Source organism: Streptomyces sp. NPDC046727 (genome assembly GCF_040645635.1).
Lineage (GTDB): Bacteria > Actinomycetota > Actinomycetes > Streptomycetales > Streptomycetaceae > Streptomyces.
This window is the reverse complement of sequence record NZ_JBEYYR010000012.1, coordinates 73069-89009: the sequence shown is the minus strand read 5'-3', so window position 1 is coordinate 89009 and position 15941 is coordinate 73069. Positions and strand designations below refer to the sequence as shown.

At 73.1% G+C, this 15941-nt stretch carries 15 protein-coding genes; 4 read left to right on the top strand and 11 right to left on the bottom strand.

Going from position 1 to position 15941, the window contains the following annotated elements; translation table 11 throughout:
* Positions 1–139 precede the first annotated feature (139 nt).
* The 5 genes from ABZ937_RS17325 to infC form a co-directional block, all read right to left on the bottom strand.
* On the bottom strand, positions 140–1273 hold the full coding sequence (locus tag ABZ937_RS17325) for an ATP-binding protein (protein WP_361692542.1): 1134 nt from the start codon (positions 1271–1273) through the stop codon (positions 140–142).
* A gap of 44 nt (positions 1274–1317) precedes the next feature.
* The gene (locus ABZ937_RS17320; protein WP_361692539.1) at positions 1318–2181 is read right to left on the bottom strand and encodes an RNA methyltransferase; all 864 of its coding nucleotides are present in this window, start codon (positions 2179–2181) and stop codon (positions 1318–1320) included.
* A 207-nt stretch (positions 2182–2388) separates the two neighbouring features.
* Positions 2389–2772 carry a 50S ribosomal protein L20 gene (gene rplT / locus ABZ937_RS17315; RefSeq protein WP_006141703.1) on the bottom strand — a complete coding sequence of 128 codons (384 nt, stop codon included), beginning with the start codon at positions 2770–2772 and terminating at the stop codon, positions 2389–2391.
* A 109-nt stretch (positions 2773–2881) separates the two neighbouring features.
* Positions 2882–3076, bottom strand: coding sequence for a 50S ribosomal protein L35 (rpmI, locus tag ABZ937_RS17310; RefSeq protein ID WP_004933563.1), 195 nt, complete (start codon positions 3074–3076; stop codon positions 2882–2884).
* 112 nt (positions 3077–3188) lie between these two features.
* The gene (gene infC / locus ABZ937_RS17305; RefSeq protein WP_041667362.1) at positions 3189–3851 is read right to left on the bottom strand and encodes a translation initiation factor IF-3; all 663 of its coding nucleotides are present in this window, start codon (positions 3849–3851) and stop codon (positions 3189–3191) included.
* Positions 3852–4224: 373 nt separating this feature from the next.
* Here infC and ABZ937_RS17300 point away from each other — a divergent pair, with 373 nt between their 5' ends.
* Positions 4225–4581 (top strand): DUF1844 domain-containing protein, encoded by a 357-nt coding sequence (locus ABZ937_RS17300; protein WP_361692536.1) that lies wholly within the window; start codon positions 4225–4227, stop codon positions 4579–4581.
* Between the two features lies 1 nt (position 4582).
* Here ABZ937_RS17300 and ABZ937_RS17295 read toward each other — a convergent pair whose 3' ends face one another.
* A complete protein-coding gene (locus ABZ937_RS17295; protein ID WP_361692533.1) occupies positions 4583–5314 on the bottom strand; it encodes an SseB family protein in 732 nt (243 codons plus the stop codon).
* A gap of 129 nt (positions 5315–5443) precedes the next feature.
* Between ABZ937_RS17295 and ABZ937_RS17290 the strand changes: the two genes are divergently transcribed.
* Positions 5444–6391 (top strand): serine hydrolase, encoded by a 948-nt coding sequence (locus tag ABZ937_RS17290; protein ID WP_361692530.1) that lies wholly within the window; start codon positions 5444–5446, stop codon positions 6389–6391.
* A 345-nt stretch (positions 6392–6736) separates the two neighbouring features.
* Here the strand turns inward: ABZ937_RS17290 and mycP are convergent, their stop codons facing one another.
* The gene (mycP, locus tag ABZ937_RS17285) at positions 6737–7903 is read right to left on the bottom strand and encodes a type VII secretion-associated serine protease mycosin (RefSeq protein WP_361692527.1); all 1167 of its coding nucleotides are present in this window, start codon (positions 7901–7903) and stop codon (positions 6737–6739) included.
* On the bottom strand, positions 7900–8838 hold the full coding sequence (locus ABZ937_RS17280; protein WP_361692524.1) for a hypothetical protein: 939 nt from the start codon (positions 8836–8838) through the stop codon (positions 7900–7902). Before ABZ937_RS17280 ends, mycP begins: the two co-directional genes overlap by 4 nt.
* Before the next feature lie 1486 nt (positions 8839–10324).
* Between ABZ937_RS17280 and ABZ937_RS17275 the strand changes: the two genes are divergently transcribed.
* Positions 10325–11527, top strand: a complete 1203-nt coding sequence (locus ABZ937_RS17275) for an amino acid deaminase/aldolase (protein ID WP_361692521.1) — start codon at positions 10325–10327, stop codon at positions 11525–11527.
* Between the two features lie 7 nt (positions 11528–11534).
* Here the strand turns inward: ABZ937_RS17275 and ABZ937_RS17270 are convergent, their stop codons facing one another.
* From ABZ937_RS17270 to ABZ937_RS17260, 3 genes are read right to left on the bottom strand one after another with little or no spacing between them, the layout of a single operon-like run.
* On the bottom strand, positions 11535–12317 hold the full coding sequence (locus ABZ937_RS17270; protein ID WP_361692518.1) for a 3-oxoacyl-ACP reductase: 783 nt from the start codon (positions 12315–12317) through the stop codon (positions 11535–11537).
* Complete coding sequence (locus ABZ937_RS17265) at positions 12314–13687, bottom strand: aldehyde dehydrogenase family protein (protein WP_361692515.1); 1374 nt, start codon at positions 13685–13687, stop codon at positions 12314–12316. The genes ABZ937_RS17270 and ABZ937_RS17265 overlap by 4 nt, the downstream gene beginning before the upstream one ends.
* An 8-nt stretch (positions 13688–13695) precedes the next feature.
* Positions 13696–15060: a glutamine synthetase family protein gene (locus ABZ937_RS17260; RefSeq protein ID WP_361692512.1), complete on the bottom strand. Its 1365-nt coding sequence runs from the start codon at positions 15058–15060 to the stop codon at positions 13696–13698.
* Positions 15061–15155: 95 nt separating this feature from the next.
* Here ABZ937_RS17260 and ABZ937_RS17255 point away from each other — a divergent pair, with 95 nt between their 5' ends.
* Entirely contained in the window at positions 15156–15893 is a 738-nt protein-coding gene (locus ABZ937_RS17255) for an FCD domain-containing protein (RefSeq protein ID WP_361692509.1), read from the top strand.
* Positions 15894–15941 lie beyond the last annotated feature (48 nt).

Genomic DNA, 15941 nt, shown 5'->3' with positions numbered 1-15941 from the left:
CGTGCTTCCGATTGGCTGGCGGATGGTCCCCGTCACCGACTGCTGGGCCATGTGGCCGTGTGAAGGACACAAAGGTGCCAAAGGCCGAGTCTAACGGGGTGGAGGCAGACGAATGCGCCCGCGGGCGGCTCGGGCGTTCTCAGGCGAGATACGCCGGCGCGCTCACGGGCAGGGTAAATCGGAACTCGGCGCCGGCGCCGGGGGCGCGGCCGACCGTGATCGTGCCGCCATGGGCCTCCACGATGCCCTTGACGATGTACAGCCCGAGACCCGTGCCACCGCGCTTGCTGCCCCGCCAGAAGCGGGTGAAGACGCGGTTCATGGATTCCTCCGGGATGCCGGGCCCCTCGTCGCTCACCGTGACCGACGTGCCGGTTTCTTCGCCCTCGCGCGGGGATGCGCAGGGGGTGACGTCCATGGTGACGGTTCCCTCGCCGTGCCGCACGGCATTTTCGATGAGGTTGCTGAGCACCTGGTCGATCTTGTCGGGGTCGGCCCACAGGGCGGGCAGCGGCTGTTCGATGCGGAGCAGGAAGCGGTCGGCGGGCTGGCCGGCGGCGACATAGGCCTGGATGTGCCGGGAGACGGCGGCGCCGATGTCGACGGGCTGGCGGCGCAGCTCCAGCCGTCCGGAGTCGATCCGGGAGATGTCCAGCAGCTCGGCGATGAGCCGGGTGACGCGGTCGGCGTCGGCGTCGACGGTCTCCAGCATCAGGCGCTTCTGGTCGTCGGTGAAGCGTTCCCACTTGGCCAGCAGGGTGGCCGTGAAGCCCTTCACGGAGGTCAGCGGGGAGCGCAGTTCGTGGGCGACGGTGGCGATCAGCTCGGCGTGGCTGCGCTCGGTACGGCGGCGGGCCTCGGTGTCCCGCAGGGAGACGACCACGCGGCGCACCGGGCCCAGCGGCGCGTCGCGCACATAGCGGGCGGAGACGAGCACCTCCCGGCCGCCCGGCAGCAGCAGGTTGCGCTCCGGCTGCCGTACCCGGATCGCGAGCCCGCCGTAGGGGTCGGTGAGCTGCCACCAGCGGCGCCCCTCCAGGTCCTCCAACGGCAGCGCCTTCTCCAGGGACTGCCCGAGGGCGTCGGCGGGCCGTACCGCGGTGATACGCGCGGCGGCGGCGTTGAAGCAGGTCACGCGGCCGTGCTCGTCGGCGACGACGAGGCCGTCGGGCAGCTGGTCGGGGTCGAGACCCACAGGATCGCCCTGGCCGGGCAGGGATGCGCGTCGCGCGTCCCGTCCCTCCGGCGCGGTGCTCGTGCCGGCCACACTCATCCCCCACCTCTCAGACGGCGCAGGGCCCCGAGCTGGTCACCCTACTAGCTCTCGGTGACGGTGCGGCACCCTCCGGAGGCGCGCTGCGCACGGGCCGACGCGTAGAGACATACGGCGGCGGCCGTGGCGAGGTTCAGGCTCTCGGCCTTCCCGTGGATGGGGACGCGGACGACGGCGTCGGCGAGGGCGCGGGTCTCCTCCGGCAGCCCCCAGGCCTCGTTGCCGAACACCCAGGCGGTGGGGCCGCCCATGGTGCCCTTGTCCAGCTCCTCGTCCAGGTCGCGGTCGCCGGCCCCGTCGGCGGCGAGGATGCGCACCCCGGCCGCCTTCAGCCCGGCGACGGCCTGCTCGACGGGGACGCCGACGGCGACGGGCAGGTGGAAGTGCGAGCCGACGGAGGCGCGGACGGCCTTGGGGTTGTACAGGTCGACGGAGGCGTCGGTGAGGATCACGGCCTCGGCGCCGGCGGCGTCGGCACAGCGCAGCACGGTGCCGGCGTTGCCGGGGTCGCGTACGTGTGCGAGGACGGCGACCAGCTGGGGCCGGCTCTTGAGGATCTCCTCGAAGGGGGTGTCCAGGAACCGGCAGACCCCGACCAGCCCCTGCGGGGTGACGGTGGTGGAGATCTCGGCGATGACCTCTTCGGAGGCGAGGTGCACCCGGGCGCCCGCGTCGCGGGCCTCCTGGACGATGTCGGCGTACCGCTCCGCGGCCTCGACGGTGGCGAACAGCTCGACGAGCGTCGCGGCCCCGTCCGCGTTCCGGTGCCCGGCGGCCTCCCTGACGGCCTGCGGCCCCTCGGCCAGGAACAGCCGGTCCTTGCCCCGGAAGTTCCGCTTGGCGAGCCGCCGAGCGGCGGACACACGGGCGGACCGGGGAGAGATCAGCTCGGGGCTGACGGGAGCCATCCTCTTCTTCACCTTCAGAGAGTCTTCTTCTTCTGCGCCCCGAAGGAGCGCGGGGCTGTGTCGATATGCGGCTCCGCCGCGTGGGCGCGACGAGCCACAACGGACCCGCGGCCGAGAACCAGCGGCTGAGGCCCCGCAACAACAGGACCCGCAAGCCAGGAAGCCTGCGGGTCCTACAGTGAACGTCGGCTCAGAGCCAGCGCAGCGTCACGCAGCCTTGGGCGCGTTGACGTCCGACGGCAGCGCCTTCTGCGCGACCTCGACGAGCGCCGCGAAGGCGTTCGCGTCGTTCACGGCCAGCTCGGCCAGGATCTTGCGGTCGACCTCGACGTTCGCGGCCTTCAGACCCTGGATGAAGCGGTTGTAGGTGATGCCGTTGGCGCGGGCAGCGGCGTTGATGCGCTGGATCCACAGCTGACGGAAGTCGCCCTTGCGCTTCTTGCGGTCGTTGTAGTTGTAGACCAGCGAGTGGGTGACCTGCTCCTTGGCCTTGCGGTACAGGCGCGAACGCTGACCGCGGTAGCCGGAGGCCTGCTCGAGGATCGCCCGGCGCTTCTTGTGGGCGTTCACTGCCCGCTTGACGCGTGCCACTTTTTTAACTCCTTGTAGCGGGGCCGTGGAGTGGACTCAGACTCACACGACCCGGAAACGATTGGGTCCCGGTCCAGACGTACGGCGCTCGGTGCGAGCGCCGCTCACGTCACTTGCCGAGAAGCTTCTTGATCTTCGCGGCGTCGCCCGGGGCCATCTCGGCGTTGCCGGTGAGGCGACGCGTGACGCGGGACGACTTGTGCTCGAGCAGGTGGCGCTTGCCGGCGCGCTCGCGGAGCACCTTGCCGGAGCCGGTGACCTTGAAGCGCTTGCTGGCACCGCTGTGCGACTTGTTCTTCGGCATAGCGCCGTTATCTCCTCGTCGGTGGCGCTCCGGTGCCCGGCCGTGAAAACCGGGCACGGTGGAGCGTCGCTCTTGTTTCGGTTACATCCTCGGGGACTCGCGTCCCCCGGGATCACGCCTCGGCGGGCTCCTCGGACGGTGCCTCAGCCTCGGCAGGGTTCTGCGACTTTCCGGGGTTCGCCTTCGCGTCGGCCTTGCGGGCCTCCTGCGCCTGACGGGCCTCGGCCATCGCCTCGGTCTTCTTCTTGTGCGGACCGAGGACCATGATCATGTTTCGGCCGTCCTGCTTCGGGTTCGACTCGACGAAACCGAGGTCCTGGACGTCCTCCGCGAGACGCTGCAGCAGTCGGTAGCCCAGCTCGGGGCGGGACTGCTCGCGACCACGGAACATGATCGTGATCTTGACCTTGTCGCCCTGCTTGAGGAACCGGACGACGTGACCCTTCTTGGTGTCATAGTCGTGCGGGTCGATCTTCGGCCGGAGCTTCATCTCCTTGATGACCGTGTGCGCCTGGTTCTTGCGCGCCTCACGGGCCTTCATGGCCGACTCGTACTTGAACTTCCCGTAGTCCATGAGCTTGCACACGGGCGGACGGGCGTTCGCCGCGACCTCGACCAGGTCCAGGTCGTACTCCTGCGCAAGCTCCAGTGCCTTGGCCAGCGGGACGATGCCCACCTGCTCGCCACTGGGACCGACAAGTCGCACCTCGGGAACGCGAATCCGGTCGTTGATGCGGGGCTCGGCGCTGATGGATCCTCCTCGGTAGCACCACACGGCGGTCTGGCGGACAGCCGCGTAACGTCTTTATTCGTAAGACCTAACCGCGCCGACGCACAAAAAATGCCCCGGACGATCACAGGCGGGGCTCCAATGACTACCGGAACACCGCCGCGGTGACCGCGGGGCGCACTTTCGGGCGACTCCATCGTCCGTACGGAACGATGGTGGCCGCCTGACCGGGTGACCCGCCGTCCCGGGGGACGGTCAGGTGGGAGATCGGAGCCTCCACTTGTGGGCTGGCACATGTCCAGCCGGTCGTTACACGAGGCTACCAGCAACGGTGGTCAAGAGCTAATCGGAGGGGCCTGTCGGGGGCTGTCCGAGGGCTGCGCCGGGGCTTGCCCGCGCACCGCATATCGTGTGGGGCATGAGTGACACCCCTCCTGAGTCCCCCGACTTCGACGCGATGACCCGGGACATCGCCGAGGTCCCCGCCGTCGAGGTGATCGTGACGGTCGCCGTCAACCTGATGAGCGCCGCCGCCGTGAAGCTCGGGCTGAGCGAGGAGGGCGAGAAGTACAAGGACCTGGACGAGGCCCGCAAGCTGATCAGCGCGCTCGCCGGTCTGCTGGACGCGAGCGCGACCGAGGTCAGCTCCTTCCACGCGGCGCCGCTGCGCGACGGCCTGAAGTCGCTGCAGCTGGCGTTCCGCGAGGCGTCGGTCGTCCCGGACGACCCGGGCCAGGGCCCCGGCGAGAAGTACACCGGCCCCGTCTACAGCTGATCTATCCCTTCACGTACAAGGGCTCGCCCGGGGGCGTGGTCCCGGCCGGCAGCAGTGCCAGGTCGAGGCCCCGCACCAGGCGGGCCCGCAGTGTTTCGTCGGCGGCCAGCCGTTCGGCGACCGCGCGGGCGGTCTCGGCGGGCGGCGCGGCCGGGTCGAGGACCAGGGCCAGGGTGCCGTCGGCCTGCCCGGGCCCGAGGTGGGCGCGCAGCACGGCGGGCTCCGCCGCCACCGCCGTACGGACGGCCTCGATCACGGCCGGGTCGGCGAGCGGGTCGGTGCTGGTACGGCCCTCGGCGAGGGCGAGCAGCGCCTGTCCCGTCAGCTCGAACGGCACCGGTCCGGCGAGGTCGAGCACGACCGTGTCGGCCTTCTCGTGCGCGGCGGCCTGGAGCGCCTGGTGCAGGGGGACGGCGACCGGGCGGGCCTCGGGGTCCCAGCGGGCGAGGGAGTCGGTGGAGGTGAAGGCGGGCAGCGCGGTGCGGTGACCTGCCTTCAGGGTGGGTACGGCCATGTCGCTGGTCTTCTCGCGGCGCAGACCGTTCTCGTCCTCCTCGACCTCGCCGAGCACGGCGACGACGGGGACCAGCAGGCGGGCATCCTTGAGCGCCTCCAGGACGGGCCCGAGGGCGCTGCGGTCCTCGGCCCAGGCGGCGAGCGCGGCGCTCAGCCGGGGGTCGGCGGAGCCGTCGTCGCCGGAGAAGCCGGGGTCGGGAATGTTCTTGTTCGCCACGGTCACCGACCCTATAGGCACGTCACCGGCCCGCCGCACGGGAGTCTTCACAGGAATCCGGGCATTCCCTGACCTGACTCCCAGGTCCGTCCAACGGGGTGCACAGGAGCCGCCCCGAGCATCGCGGGCATGGAGTCCCCCGGAGCCCGCCGTGGCCGCCGTGCGCGCCCGCCCCGGCGCCGTCCGCTGCTGTACGCCGCTCTCGCCGTGGTCGCCGTGGGCGGGGTCACGGCCGGAGGCGCGGCCTGTGTGCGGGCGCGGGCGCACTCGGGAACGGCGGCCGTATCGTCGGCACCGGCGCCGTCGGCCGGCTCCGCGGCCGGGGCGGGTGAGGAGGCATCGATGACGGGGCCGGTTCCGGACCGGGACGCGAGCCTGAGCGCGGCGATGGCGAAGGTCACGGTGCCGTCGGGCGCGAAGGTGTCGGCGGCGGTCCTGGCAGTGGACTCGGGCGAGAGCGCCGTGTACGGCGACGCGGTCTTCGACACGGCGAGCATCGTCAAGGTCGACATCCTGGCCGCGCTGTTGCTCCAGGCCCAGGACGCGGGCCGGCGGCTGACGGCGGCCGAGCGGGCGTACGCCACGAAGATGATCGACAACAGCGACAACGCGTCCGCGACGGAGCTGTGGCACACGATCGGGCGGGCGGCCGGGCTGGACGCGGCGAACAAGCGCTTCGGGCTGACCGGGACCTCGGGCGGGGACGGTGAGCTGTGGGGGCTGACCCGGACCACCGCGGCGGACCAACTGGTGCTGCTCCAGCAGGTGTTCGGGGCGGACTCGAAGCTGAGCGCGGCCTCTCGGACGTACCTCCAGGCGCTGATGAAGTCCGTCGAGGCGGATCAGCAGTGGGGGGTGTCGGCCGCCGCCGAGGGCAACTCCTGGGCCCTGAAGAACGGTTGGCTGGCGCGCAGTACGACGGGCCTCTGGATCGTCAACAGCATCGGCCGGGTGACGGTGGACGGGACGGACTATCTGGTGGCGGTGCTGTCGAACGGCACGGCGACGCAGGCGAAGGGGGTCTCCCTGGTGGAGGCGGCGGCGCGGGCGGCGGTGTCGGCGTTCGGCACCGGCTGATGCGGCGGCGGTCGCGGTGCGCGCCGTCGGCCTGCGCTTCGTACTGGATCAGCCGGCCGTCCTGAACCGGGGCGGCAACCCCGACGCGGAGCGGCGGACGGTCCCCCGCGGGCTGTGCGGGACCCTGGACCTCACGCGGGCCGGCGCCCTCGGGCACTCGCGGGGCGGTGCCGCGGCGGCCGTCATGGACCCGACCTGGCCGCCGTTCCGGGAGCGGCTGCGCCTGCTGGTCGGCACGATCCCCGCCGACCGGGCGGTGGCGGCCGTACGGGCCACCGTGCGGGCCTTCTTCGATCTCCAGCTGCGCGGACGCCCCGGAGATCGGGTACATCGCCGGGTAGCGGCTCAGGCCGACCGGCGGCGGCCCCGCCAGAGCATCACCCCGGCCACCAGGAGGACCCCGCCCGCGCCGCCGGCGAGCGGGGCCGCCCAGTCGGAGGCGCCGCTCGTGGCCCTGGGGGTGTCCGGTCCGGCGCCGAAGTACTTCTCGCCGTACGAGCCCGCGCCCGGGCGGCTTCGGGGCTTGAGGCGGTCGGCCGCCTTCAGGGCCGCCACCGGGTCGATCATGCCGAAGCCCCGGGAGTCGTCCCGGCCGCCCACCGGGGCGTCCCGCGCGGTGTCCTCCAGGAGCTTCTTGATCTGGGCCGGGGCGAGGCCGGGGTGGGCCGCCTTGATCAGCGCCGCGGCGCCGGAGACGAAGGCGGAGGCCGCGCTCGTGCCCCAGCCCGCGTAGTACTTGTGGTCGGGGTCGGCGATGACGACGTCGACGCCGGGCGCGCTGACGGCCGCGTACCAGCGGCGGGTGGAGAAGGCGGCGCGGGTGCCGTACTTGTCCACGGCGGTGGCGGCGATGACGCCCGGGTAGGCGGCCGGGTAGGAGACGTGGTCGCCCTTGTCGCCGCCGTTGCCCGCGGAGGCGACGACGACCACGCCCTTCTTCAGGGCGTACTGCACGGCCTCGTCCTCGCTCGGCTCGGGGTGCGCGGAGTCGGAGTCGTCGCCGAGGGAGAGGTTGATGACGTCGGCGCCGTGGTCGGCGGCCCAGCGGATGCCGTCGGCGAGGGCGCTGCCACGGGTGGTACGGGCCTTGGCGCGGGCGGAGTCGCCGTCCTCCAGGATCACCCGGACCGGCAGGATCTTCGCCTCGGGGGCGACACCCATGACGCCGTCGGTGCCGCCGGGGCCGTGGCCGTGCCCGGCGATGATCCCGGCCATCGCGGTGCCGTGCCGGGCCCAGTTCCGGTCGCCGGGTCCGGCGCCGAAGCCGATCATGTCCTTGGCGGTCAGGACGTTGCCGGCGAGGTCGGGGTGGTCGGCCTCCACACCGGTGTCCAGGACGGCGACGGTGACGCCCCGGCCCTTGGTGGTCTGCCAGGCCTCGTCCAGGTCGAGGGCGGACAGGGCCCACTGCTGGTCGCGGATGCCGTCGGCGTGGGCGGCGGTGGCGGGCAGCAGGGCGAGGGCACCGGCGAGCAGCAGGCTCACCGCGGAGGCAGCCTTCGATCGGCTCATGAAGGCTTCTCCGTGGCCGTGCCGACGGTCTTGCGCAGGCGCCGTTCGATGCGGTCGGCCAGGCCCTGGGCCTCGTTGCCGAGTCCGGCCTGGGCCGGGGCCGTGGTGGCACCGGAGCGGACGGCGTCCGCGGTGGGCTGGGGCGCGTCGACGGTGCGGCCGTCGGCCCAGCCGGAGACGGCGTAGGCGACGACGGGGGCGTCGGTGAGGACGGAGATGGTCCAGGAGGCCCGCTGCCGGTCGCCGAAGGCGGCGGCGGGCGTGCCGGCGGCGGCGTACGGCCGGGGCATCAGGTCGGCGCGCCGGTCCAGGTGCTCGTCGCGGAAGCGGGCGGCGAGCGCGGACATGGCGGCGGGGTCGGCCTTGGTGAACAGCAGGCCGACGGTGGTGACGTAGCTCTGGGTGGCGTCGGTGTAGGTGGCGCGCAGCAGGCGTCGGCAGCCGACGGGGGCGAGGGCCTTGTGCAGCAACGGGTCGAAGGCGTGGTCGCAGCCGCTGTCCGGGGCCACGGCGATCCGGGTCCAGGTGCGGTCGGCACCGCCGGGTCCGGCGCCCGTGCCCTGCACGGTGGGCGGGAACAGGTCGTCCACGGGCACGTTGTGCCAGAGCGTCCCGGCGGTGCTGAACGCGTTCCCGGCGCCGCCGTCCCCGCCGTCGCCGGTGAGCCAACTCCCGGTCACGGCCCCGCCGATGAGCCCGAGACCGAGCACGAGACAGGCGGCGACGGCGACGGTACGCGGCCCCACCCGGGGCCACGCGCGCTCGGGTTCCACGAACGACAGGACGGGCCGGCCGTCCGCCGCGGCGCTCCAGGAGTACGCCGGGTCGGGATGGACGGACCCCAGCGGACTCCAGGCACGCGCACCGGCCCCCGGACGGGTACGGCCGACGGCGGCGGAGGACCCGGGACCCGGCGCCGACGGAGGCGAGGACACTGAGGCCGCAGACCGAATCGGGCGGAGCCGCGCGGTCGTCTCCGACGGCGTCTCCGCCGGGACGGCCTCCCGCCCTGACGTCCTGCCGGGCCGCAGCCGGGCGGTGGTCTCCGCGCCGATCCCACCGGAGGCGGCCTGCGCTGACGGGGTTGCCGGGCTCCCCGGGTCCGCCTGGGACACCCGGCCGGCCGGGGCCGGCGGAGCAGTAGGGCTCGGCGGGACAGCCGTCGCGGCCTGCGTTGCCCGCCTCTCGTGGGTCGACGAGGCAGGCGCCCTTCCCGGGTCTGCCTGCGATGACCGGCCGGCCGGGTTCGGCGAGGCCGGCGGGGTCGACGGGACTGGCGGAGCAGAGGCAGGAGGCGCAGCAGGCCTCGGCGGGGCTGCCGCCGCTGCCGGGGTCGGCGGGGTCGCCGGGGCATGCGGAGGAGCTGAGACAGGGGGAGCAAAAGAGGCAGAAGGGCTCAGCGGGCCTGTCGGGCCCGCCGGGGTCTGCGGGCCTGCCGACGCTTCCGGGCTTCGCGGGACTGACGGCGCTTCCGGGCTAGCCGGGACTGCCGAAGCGTCGGAGGTCGGGGCTGCCTGCTTCGGCCAGCTCGCCGGGATCGGCGGGGCAGAAGGGGCCGGAGGGCTTGACGGGACTGCCGATGCCCCCGGCCTCGGCGGGGCCGGCCGCGCTCCCGGCCTGGGCGGGGCTGAAGGTGCCGCCTGGCTCCCCGGGACCGTCATGTTCGGCGAGGTCCCCGGGTTCGTCGGTCGGGCGAATCGGTCGCCGGGGCGCGTCGGACCAGCGCCGCCGTTGCGGGCCGCGCGACCCGTGGCCGGCGGTGCGTCGGGAAACCTGGCCGAGGCGGGGGGCGGCGGTGGGCTCACGGGATCGGTGATCTCGGGTACCGCCGAGGGCCGGGACGCCGGCACCCGCCCCGGAACGGGACCGTTCGCCGCTCCGGACCGGTCGGCGCGCCGGGGGTCCCCCGCCCCCTGGTCGGTCCCACCGGCTCCGGCGCCCTCGGCACGCGCGGTCGGGCCGGCCGGCCGTACGCCGCGCGGGCTGAAGACCGACGGCTCGTCGTCGAGGTCGTCGACCGGCGCCTTGCCGGCCGGGCGCGGGACCGTGCCCCGCAGCGGCGGCTCGGCCGCGGCGTCGGTGGGGCGGGCCGGCGGAGACGAGGGGCGGGGCGGGACGGGGGCGTGCCGCGCTTCCGTGCTCATGCACCCCCCGTTTCCTCGTGCCCGGGCCGCTTCCTCGTACGCGGGCCGTCCTGCTGCTCGGCCGCGCCCGAGGGCTCCTGCAAGCTCTCCCGGGCACGCATACCCGTACGGCCGGACGGGCATCCCGGTTCACCTGGAGCGCCGGGTGCGTTTCCGCCGTACGTGCGCGTCACTCTACGGGTTGTCGGGGAGAGAAACAGAACCAGTCCACGGGGCCGGGGCATCTGCCCGGAACGTCCCCCTACCCTGCGGTAATCCTGTCTGGCAGGCTTCCGTCATGACTGCGCCTGCCGCCGACCGGGCCCGTTACGACCGGGCCACCGCCCATCTCGACGCCCCTCTCGCGATCGTGGACCTGGATGCCTTCGACGCCAACGCGGCCGATCTGGTCCGCCGCGCCGCCGGGAAGCCCGTCCGGGTCGCCAGCAAGTCGGTGCGCTGCCGGGCCCTGCTGGAACGGGTCCTGGACCGGGACGGTTTCCAGGGCATCATGTCGTACACCCTGGCCGAGTCGCTGTGGCTCGCCCGGTCGGGGTTCGACGACATCCTGCTGGCCTACCCCTCGGCCGACCGGACGGGATTCGCCGAGCTGGCCGCCGATCCCAAGCTGGCCGGTGCCGTGACCGTGATGATCGACGACCCGGCGCACCTCGATCTCATCGACGCCGCCCGTGACGGCGGACGCGAACTCGTCCGGGTCTGCCTGGAGTTGGACACCTCGCTGAAGCTGCTGGGCGGCCGGGTGCGGGTCGGGGCGCGGCGCTCGCCGCTGCACTCGCCCGCCCAACTCGCCGACCTGGCCCGGGCCGTGGCCCGGCGGCCGGGCTTCCGGCTGGTCGGGATCATGGCGTACGAGGGGCATGTCGCCGGGGTCGGGGACGCGGTCGCCGGCCGGCCGCTGCGCTCGCGGGCGATCCGGCTGATGCAGTCCGCCGCCCGGCGGGAGCTGGCCGAGCGGCGGGCCGCGGTCGTCCGGGCGGTCCGGGCCGTCGTCCCGGACCTGGAGTTCGTCAACGGCGGCGGCACCGGCAGCGTGCAGCACACCGCCGCCGAGGACGCGGTGACCGAGATCGCGGCCGGCTCGGGGCTGTACGTGCCTCGGCTCTTCGACAACTACACGTCCTTCAGCGGGCGTCCGGCGGCCCTGTTCGCGCAGCCCGTGGTCCGGCGGCCCGGCGTGGGTGTCGTCACCGTGCTCGGCGGCGGCTATCCGGCCTCCGGCGCCGCCGGCCGCGACCGGCTGCCGGTGCCGTACCTGCCGGAGGGACTGTCGTACGACCCGCAGGAGGGCCCCGGGGAGGTGCAGACCCCGCTGCTCGGCTCGCCCGCCGACGACCTCCTCGTCGGCGACAAGGTGTGGTTCCGGCACGCCAAGGCGGGCGAGCTGTGCGAGCGGTTCGAGAAGCTGCACCTCGTCGAGGGGGACGCGGTCACGGCGACCGTGCCCACCTATCGTGGCGAGGGCCGGACGTTCCTCTGACCGCCCCCTACAGGGGCGTGACGTACGCGCCCGCGATTCCGCCGTCCACCAGGAAGTCCGTGGCGTTGACGAACGAGGAGTCGTCGCTGGCCAGGAAGGCGACGGCGGCGGCGATCTCCTCGGCCTCGGCGAACCGGCCGAGCGGGATGTGGACGAGACGGCGGGCGGCCCGCTCGGGGTCCTTGGCGAACAGCTCCTGGAGCAGCGGGGTGTTGACCGGGCCGGGGCACAGGGCGTTGACCCGGATGCCCTCGCGGGCGAACTGCACGCCCAGTTCGCGGGACATGGCGAGGACGCCGCCCTTGGAGGCCGTGTACGAGATCTGGGAGGTGGCCGCTCCCATCCGCGCCACGAAGGACGCGGTGTTGATGATGGAGCCCTTGCCCTGGCGGCGCATGTAGGGGATGGCGGCCTTGCAGCACAGGTAGACGGAGGTGAGGTTGACCTCCTGGACGCGCTTCCAGGCGTCCAGGCCGGTCTCCAGGATGGAGTCGTCGTCCGGCGGGGAGATGCCGGCGTTGTTGAAGGCGATGTCGACGCTGCCGTAGGTGTCGTACGCCGCCTGGAACAGCGCCTCGACCTGCTCGGGGTCGGTGACGTCGGTCTTCACGAAGAGCCCGCCGACCTCGTCGGCGGCGGCCTTGCCGCGGACCTCGTCGACGTCCGCGCACACGACGTGGGCGCCCTCGGAGGCGAGCCGGCGGGCGCTGGCGAGCCCGATGCCGCTGCCGGCTCCGGTCACGACGGCGGTACGGCCGGCCAGGCGGCGGCAGACGATGTTCTCGGTCACTGTGCGGGGCCCTCCGTGCTGATGAAGACGTTCTTGGTTTCGGTGAAGGCGGTCAGGGCGTCGGGGCCGAGTTCGCGGCCGAGGCCGGACTGCTTGAAGCCGCCGAACGGGGTCCAGTAGCGGACGCTGGAGTGGGAGTTGACGGACAGGTTGCCCGCGCGGACGGCCTGCGAGACGCGCAGGGCACGGCCCACGTCCCGGGTCCAGACGGAGCCGGAGAGGCCGTAGGGGGTGTCGTTGGCGAGGCGGACGGCGTCCTCCTCGTCGGTGAAGGGGAGGAGGACGGCGACCGGGCCGAAGATCTCCTCGGTGGCCGCCGCGCTGCCCGGCCGCTCCCCGGTGAGGACGGTCGGCGGGAACCAGAAGCCGGGCCCGTCCGGGGCGCTGCCGCGCAGGGCGGGGGCGTCGGCGGGGACGTACGACCGTACGCGGTCCAGCTGTTGACGGCTGATCAGCGGGCCCATCTGGGTCTTCTCGTCGGCAGGGTCGCCCACGACCACGGCGGCCAGCGCGTCGGCGAGGAACTCGCGGGCCTCGTCCAGCACCGCCTCCTGGACCAGGATGCGGGTGCGGGCGCAGCAGTCCTGGCCGGAGTTGTCGAGGAAGGAGAAGGGGTCGAGGGCGGCCTTGAGGTCGGCGTCGGCGAAGACGACGTTGGGGCTCTTGCCGCCGAGTTCGAGGGTGACCGGCTTGACCAGGTCGGAGCAGAGCGCCATGACGCGCTTCCCGACCCTGGTGGAGCCGGTGAAGACGATCTTGGCGACGCCGGGGTGCCGTACGAGTGCGTCGCCGGCGATGTCACCGCGCCCGGGCAGGACCTGGAAGAGGTGTTCCGGGAGCCCGGCCTCCAGTGCGAGTTCGGCCAGCCGCAGGGAGGTGAGCGGGGTCGTCTCGGCGGGCTTGAGGACGACGGCGTTCCCGGCCGCGAGGGCCGGTGCGGTGCCCCAGGCGGCGATCGGCAGGGGGAAGTTCCAGGGGGCGATCACGCCGATCACGCCCAGGGGTTCCTGGAAGGTGACGTTCCAGCCGCCGGGCACCGGGATCTGCCGGCCCGCGAGGCGTTCCACTCCGCCGGCCGCGTAGTCCAGCAGGTCGCGGACGTTGCCCGCCTCCCAGCGGGCGTTGCCGAGGGTGTGGCCGGCCTGCCTGACCTCCAGCCGGGCGAGTTCTTCGCGGTGTTCGTCGACGACGGCGGCGAAGCGGCGCAGCAGCCGGGCCCGGTCGGCGGGCGCGAGGGCGGCCCAGGCCCGCTGTGCCCGTTCGGCCCGGCGGACCGCGGCGTCCACGTCCTGCTCGCCGGCGCCCGGCACGGTCGCGACGACCTCTTCCGTGGCGGGGTTGAGAACTTCGAGTTCGTACAGCTCGGACACGTGATGCCTCACAGGCGTTCGAAGGAGCGGCGCAGCTCCCAGTCGGTGACCGCGGCGTCGAAGGCGTCCAGCTCGACGCGCGCCATGTTGCGGTAGTGGGCCACGACCTCGTCGCCGAAGGCGGCCTTGGCGATCGGGCTGTTCTCCCAGAGGTCGGCGGCCTCGCGGAGGGTGGTCGGGACGTGCGCGAAGCCGGCGGTGTAGGCGTTGCCGGGGCACGGTTCGGGGAGTTCGAGCTTCTGCTCGACGCCGTACAGGCCGGCCGCGACCAGGCCGGCGACGGCGAGGTGCGGGTTGACGTCGCCGCCGGGGAGGCGGTTCTCGAAGCGCAGGGAGCGGCCGTGGCCGACCACGCGCAGGGCGCAGGTGCGGTTGTCGTGGCCCCAGGCGACGGCGGTGGGCGCGAAGGAGCCCGGCTGGAACCGCTTGTAGGAGTTGATGTTGGGCGCGTACAACAACGAGAAGTCCCGCAGGGCGGCGAGCTGTCCGGCGAGGAAGTGCCGCATGACCTCGGACATGCCCCCTTCCAGGTCGCCCGCCATGGCGTTGGTGCCGTCGGCGTCGGCGAGCGAGAGGTGGATGTGGCAGGAGTTGCCCTCGCGCTCGTTGTACTTGGCCATGAAGGTGATCGAGACGCCCTCCTGGGCGGCGATCTCCTTGGCGCCGGTCTTGTAGAGGGCGTGCTGGTCGCAGGTCCGCAGTGCCTCGTCGTAGCGGAAGGCGATCTCGTGCTGGCCCGGGTTGCACTCGCCCTTGGCGGACTCGACGGTGAGGCCGGCGCCGGCCATGTCGTTGCGCAGCCGGCGCAGCAGGGGCTCGATGCGGCCGGTGCCCAGGATGGAGTAGTCGATGTTGTACTGGTTGGCCGGGGTGAGGCCGCGGTAGTTCGCGTCCCAGGCCTGTTCGTAGCTGTCCTTGAAGACGATGAACTCCAGCTCGGTGCCGACCTGGGCGGTGTAGCCGAGTGCGGCGAGCCGCTCCAGCTGGCGGCGCAGGATCTGGCGGGGCGCGGCGACGACCGGGGAGCCGTCGTTCCAGGCGAGGTCGGCGACGAGCAGCGCGGTGCCGGGGTGCCAGGGGACGCGGCGCAGGGTGGCGAGGTCGGGGTGCATGGCGAAGTCGCCGTAGCCGCGCTCCCAGGAGGACATCGCGTAGCCGTCGACGGTGTTCATCTCGGTGTCCACGGCGAGCAGGTAGTTGCAGCCCTCGGTGCCGTGGTGGAGGACCTCGTCGAGGAAGAAGCGGGCGGCGAACCGCTTGCCCTGGAGCCGCCCTTGCATGTCGGGGAAGGCCAGGACGACAGTGTCGATCTCACCGCTCGCGACGAGGGCGTGCAGTTCCTCGACACTGAGCGGGGGTGTGCGGTCTGCCACGGGAGAGCCTCCTTGGGCGCCATCGCGCTTTTGCGGCCGGGCCGGGAGCCATAAGGTATTGCGGAGAACCATTGCTTGGGAAGGGGGTACGGCGGATGTCGCGGGAAGTCGAGTTGCAGGAGGTGGGCGACCGGCTCGCCCCGGTGCTGCGGCCGGTGCGGGCGGGCAACGGCTTCGAGGAGGCGCTGGAGCAGATCCTGCAGATCGTCCGGCTGGGCCTGGTGCCGGGCGGCGAACGGCTGCCGGCCGAGCGGGAGCTGGCCGAGCGGCTCGGGATCAGCCGGGTGACGCTGCGCGAGGTGCTGAAGGTGCTCCAGGACCAGGGCCTGGTGGAGGCGCGGCGCGGCCGGTACGGCGGAACCTTTGTTCTGCCGCGCCCGGACGCGGGCGGCGAGGACGAGCTGCGGCGCCGGATCTCCGAGGTCGACATCGAGGACGTACTGCGCTTCCGCGAGGTCCTTGAGGTGGGCGCGGCCGGGCTGTGCGCGGCGCACGGACTGGCACCGGAGCAGGCGGAGCGGCTGCGGGAGGCGCTGGACCGCACCCACGGGGCCCCGCTGGCGGACTACCGGCGGGCGGACACGCTGCTGCACCTGACGCTGGCCGAGCTGTGCGGTTCGCCGTCGCTGACCGCGCAGTACGCGGCGGTCCGGGCCACGGTCAACGACCTGCTGGACTGCATCCCGCTGCTGGTGCGCAACCTGGAGCACTCCCAGCGGCAGCACACCGCGCTGGTGGAGGCGGTGCTGGACGGGGACGCGGACGGGGCGCGGGAGATGATGCGCGAGCACTGCGCGGGCACGGCGGCCCTGCTGCGGGGCTTCCTGGCGTGAGTCGGCTCTGTAAAGGTTTCCCCGAACACCTTTGAAGCGGGCGCCGGT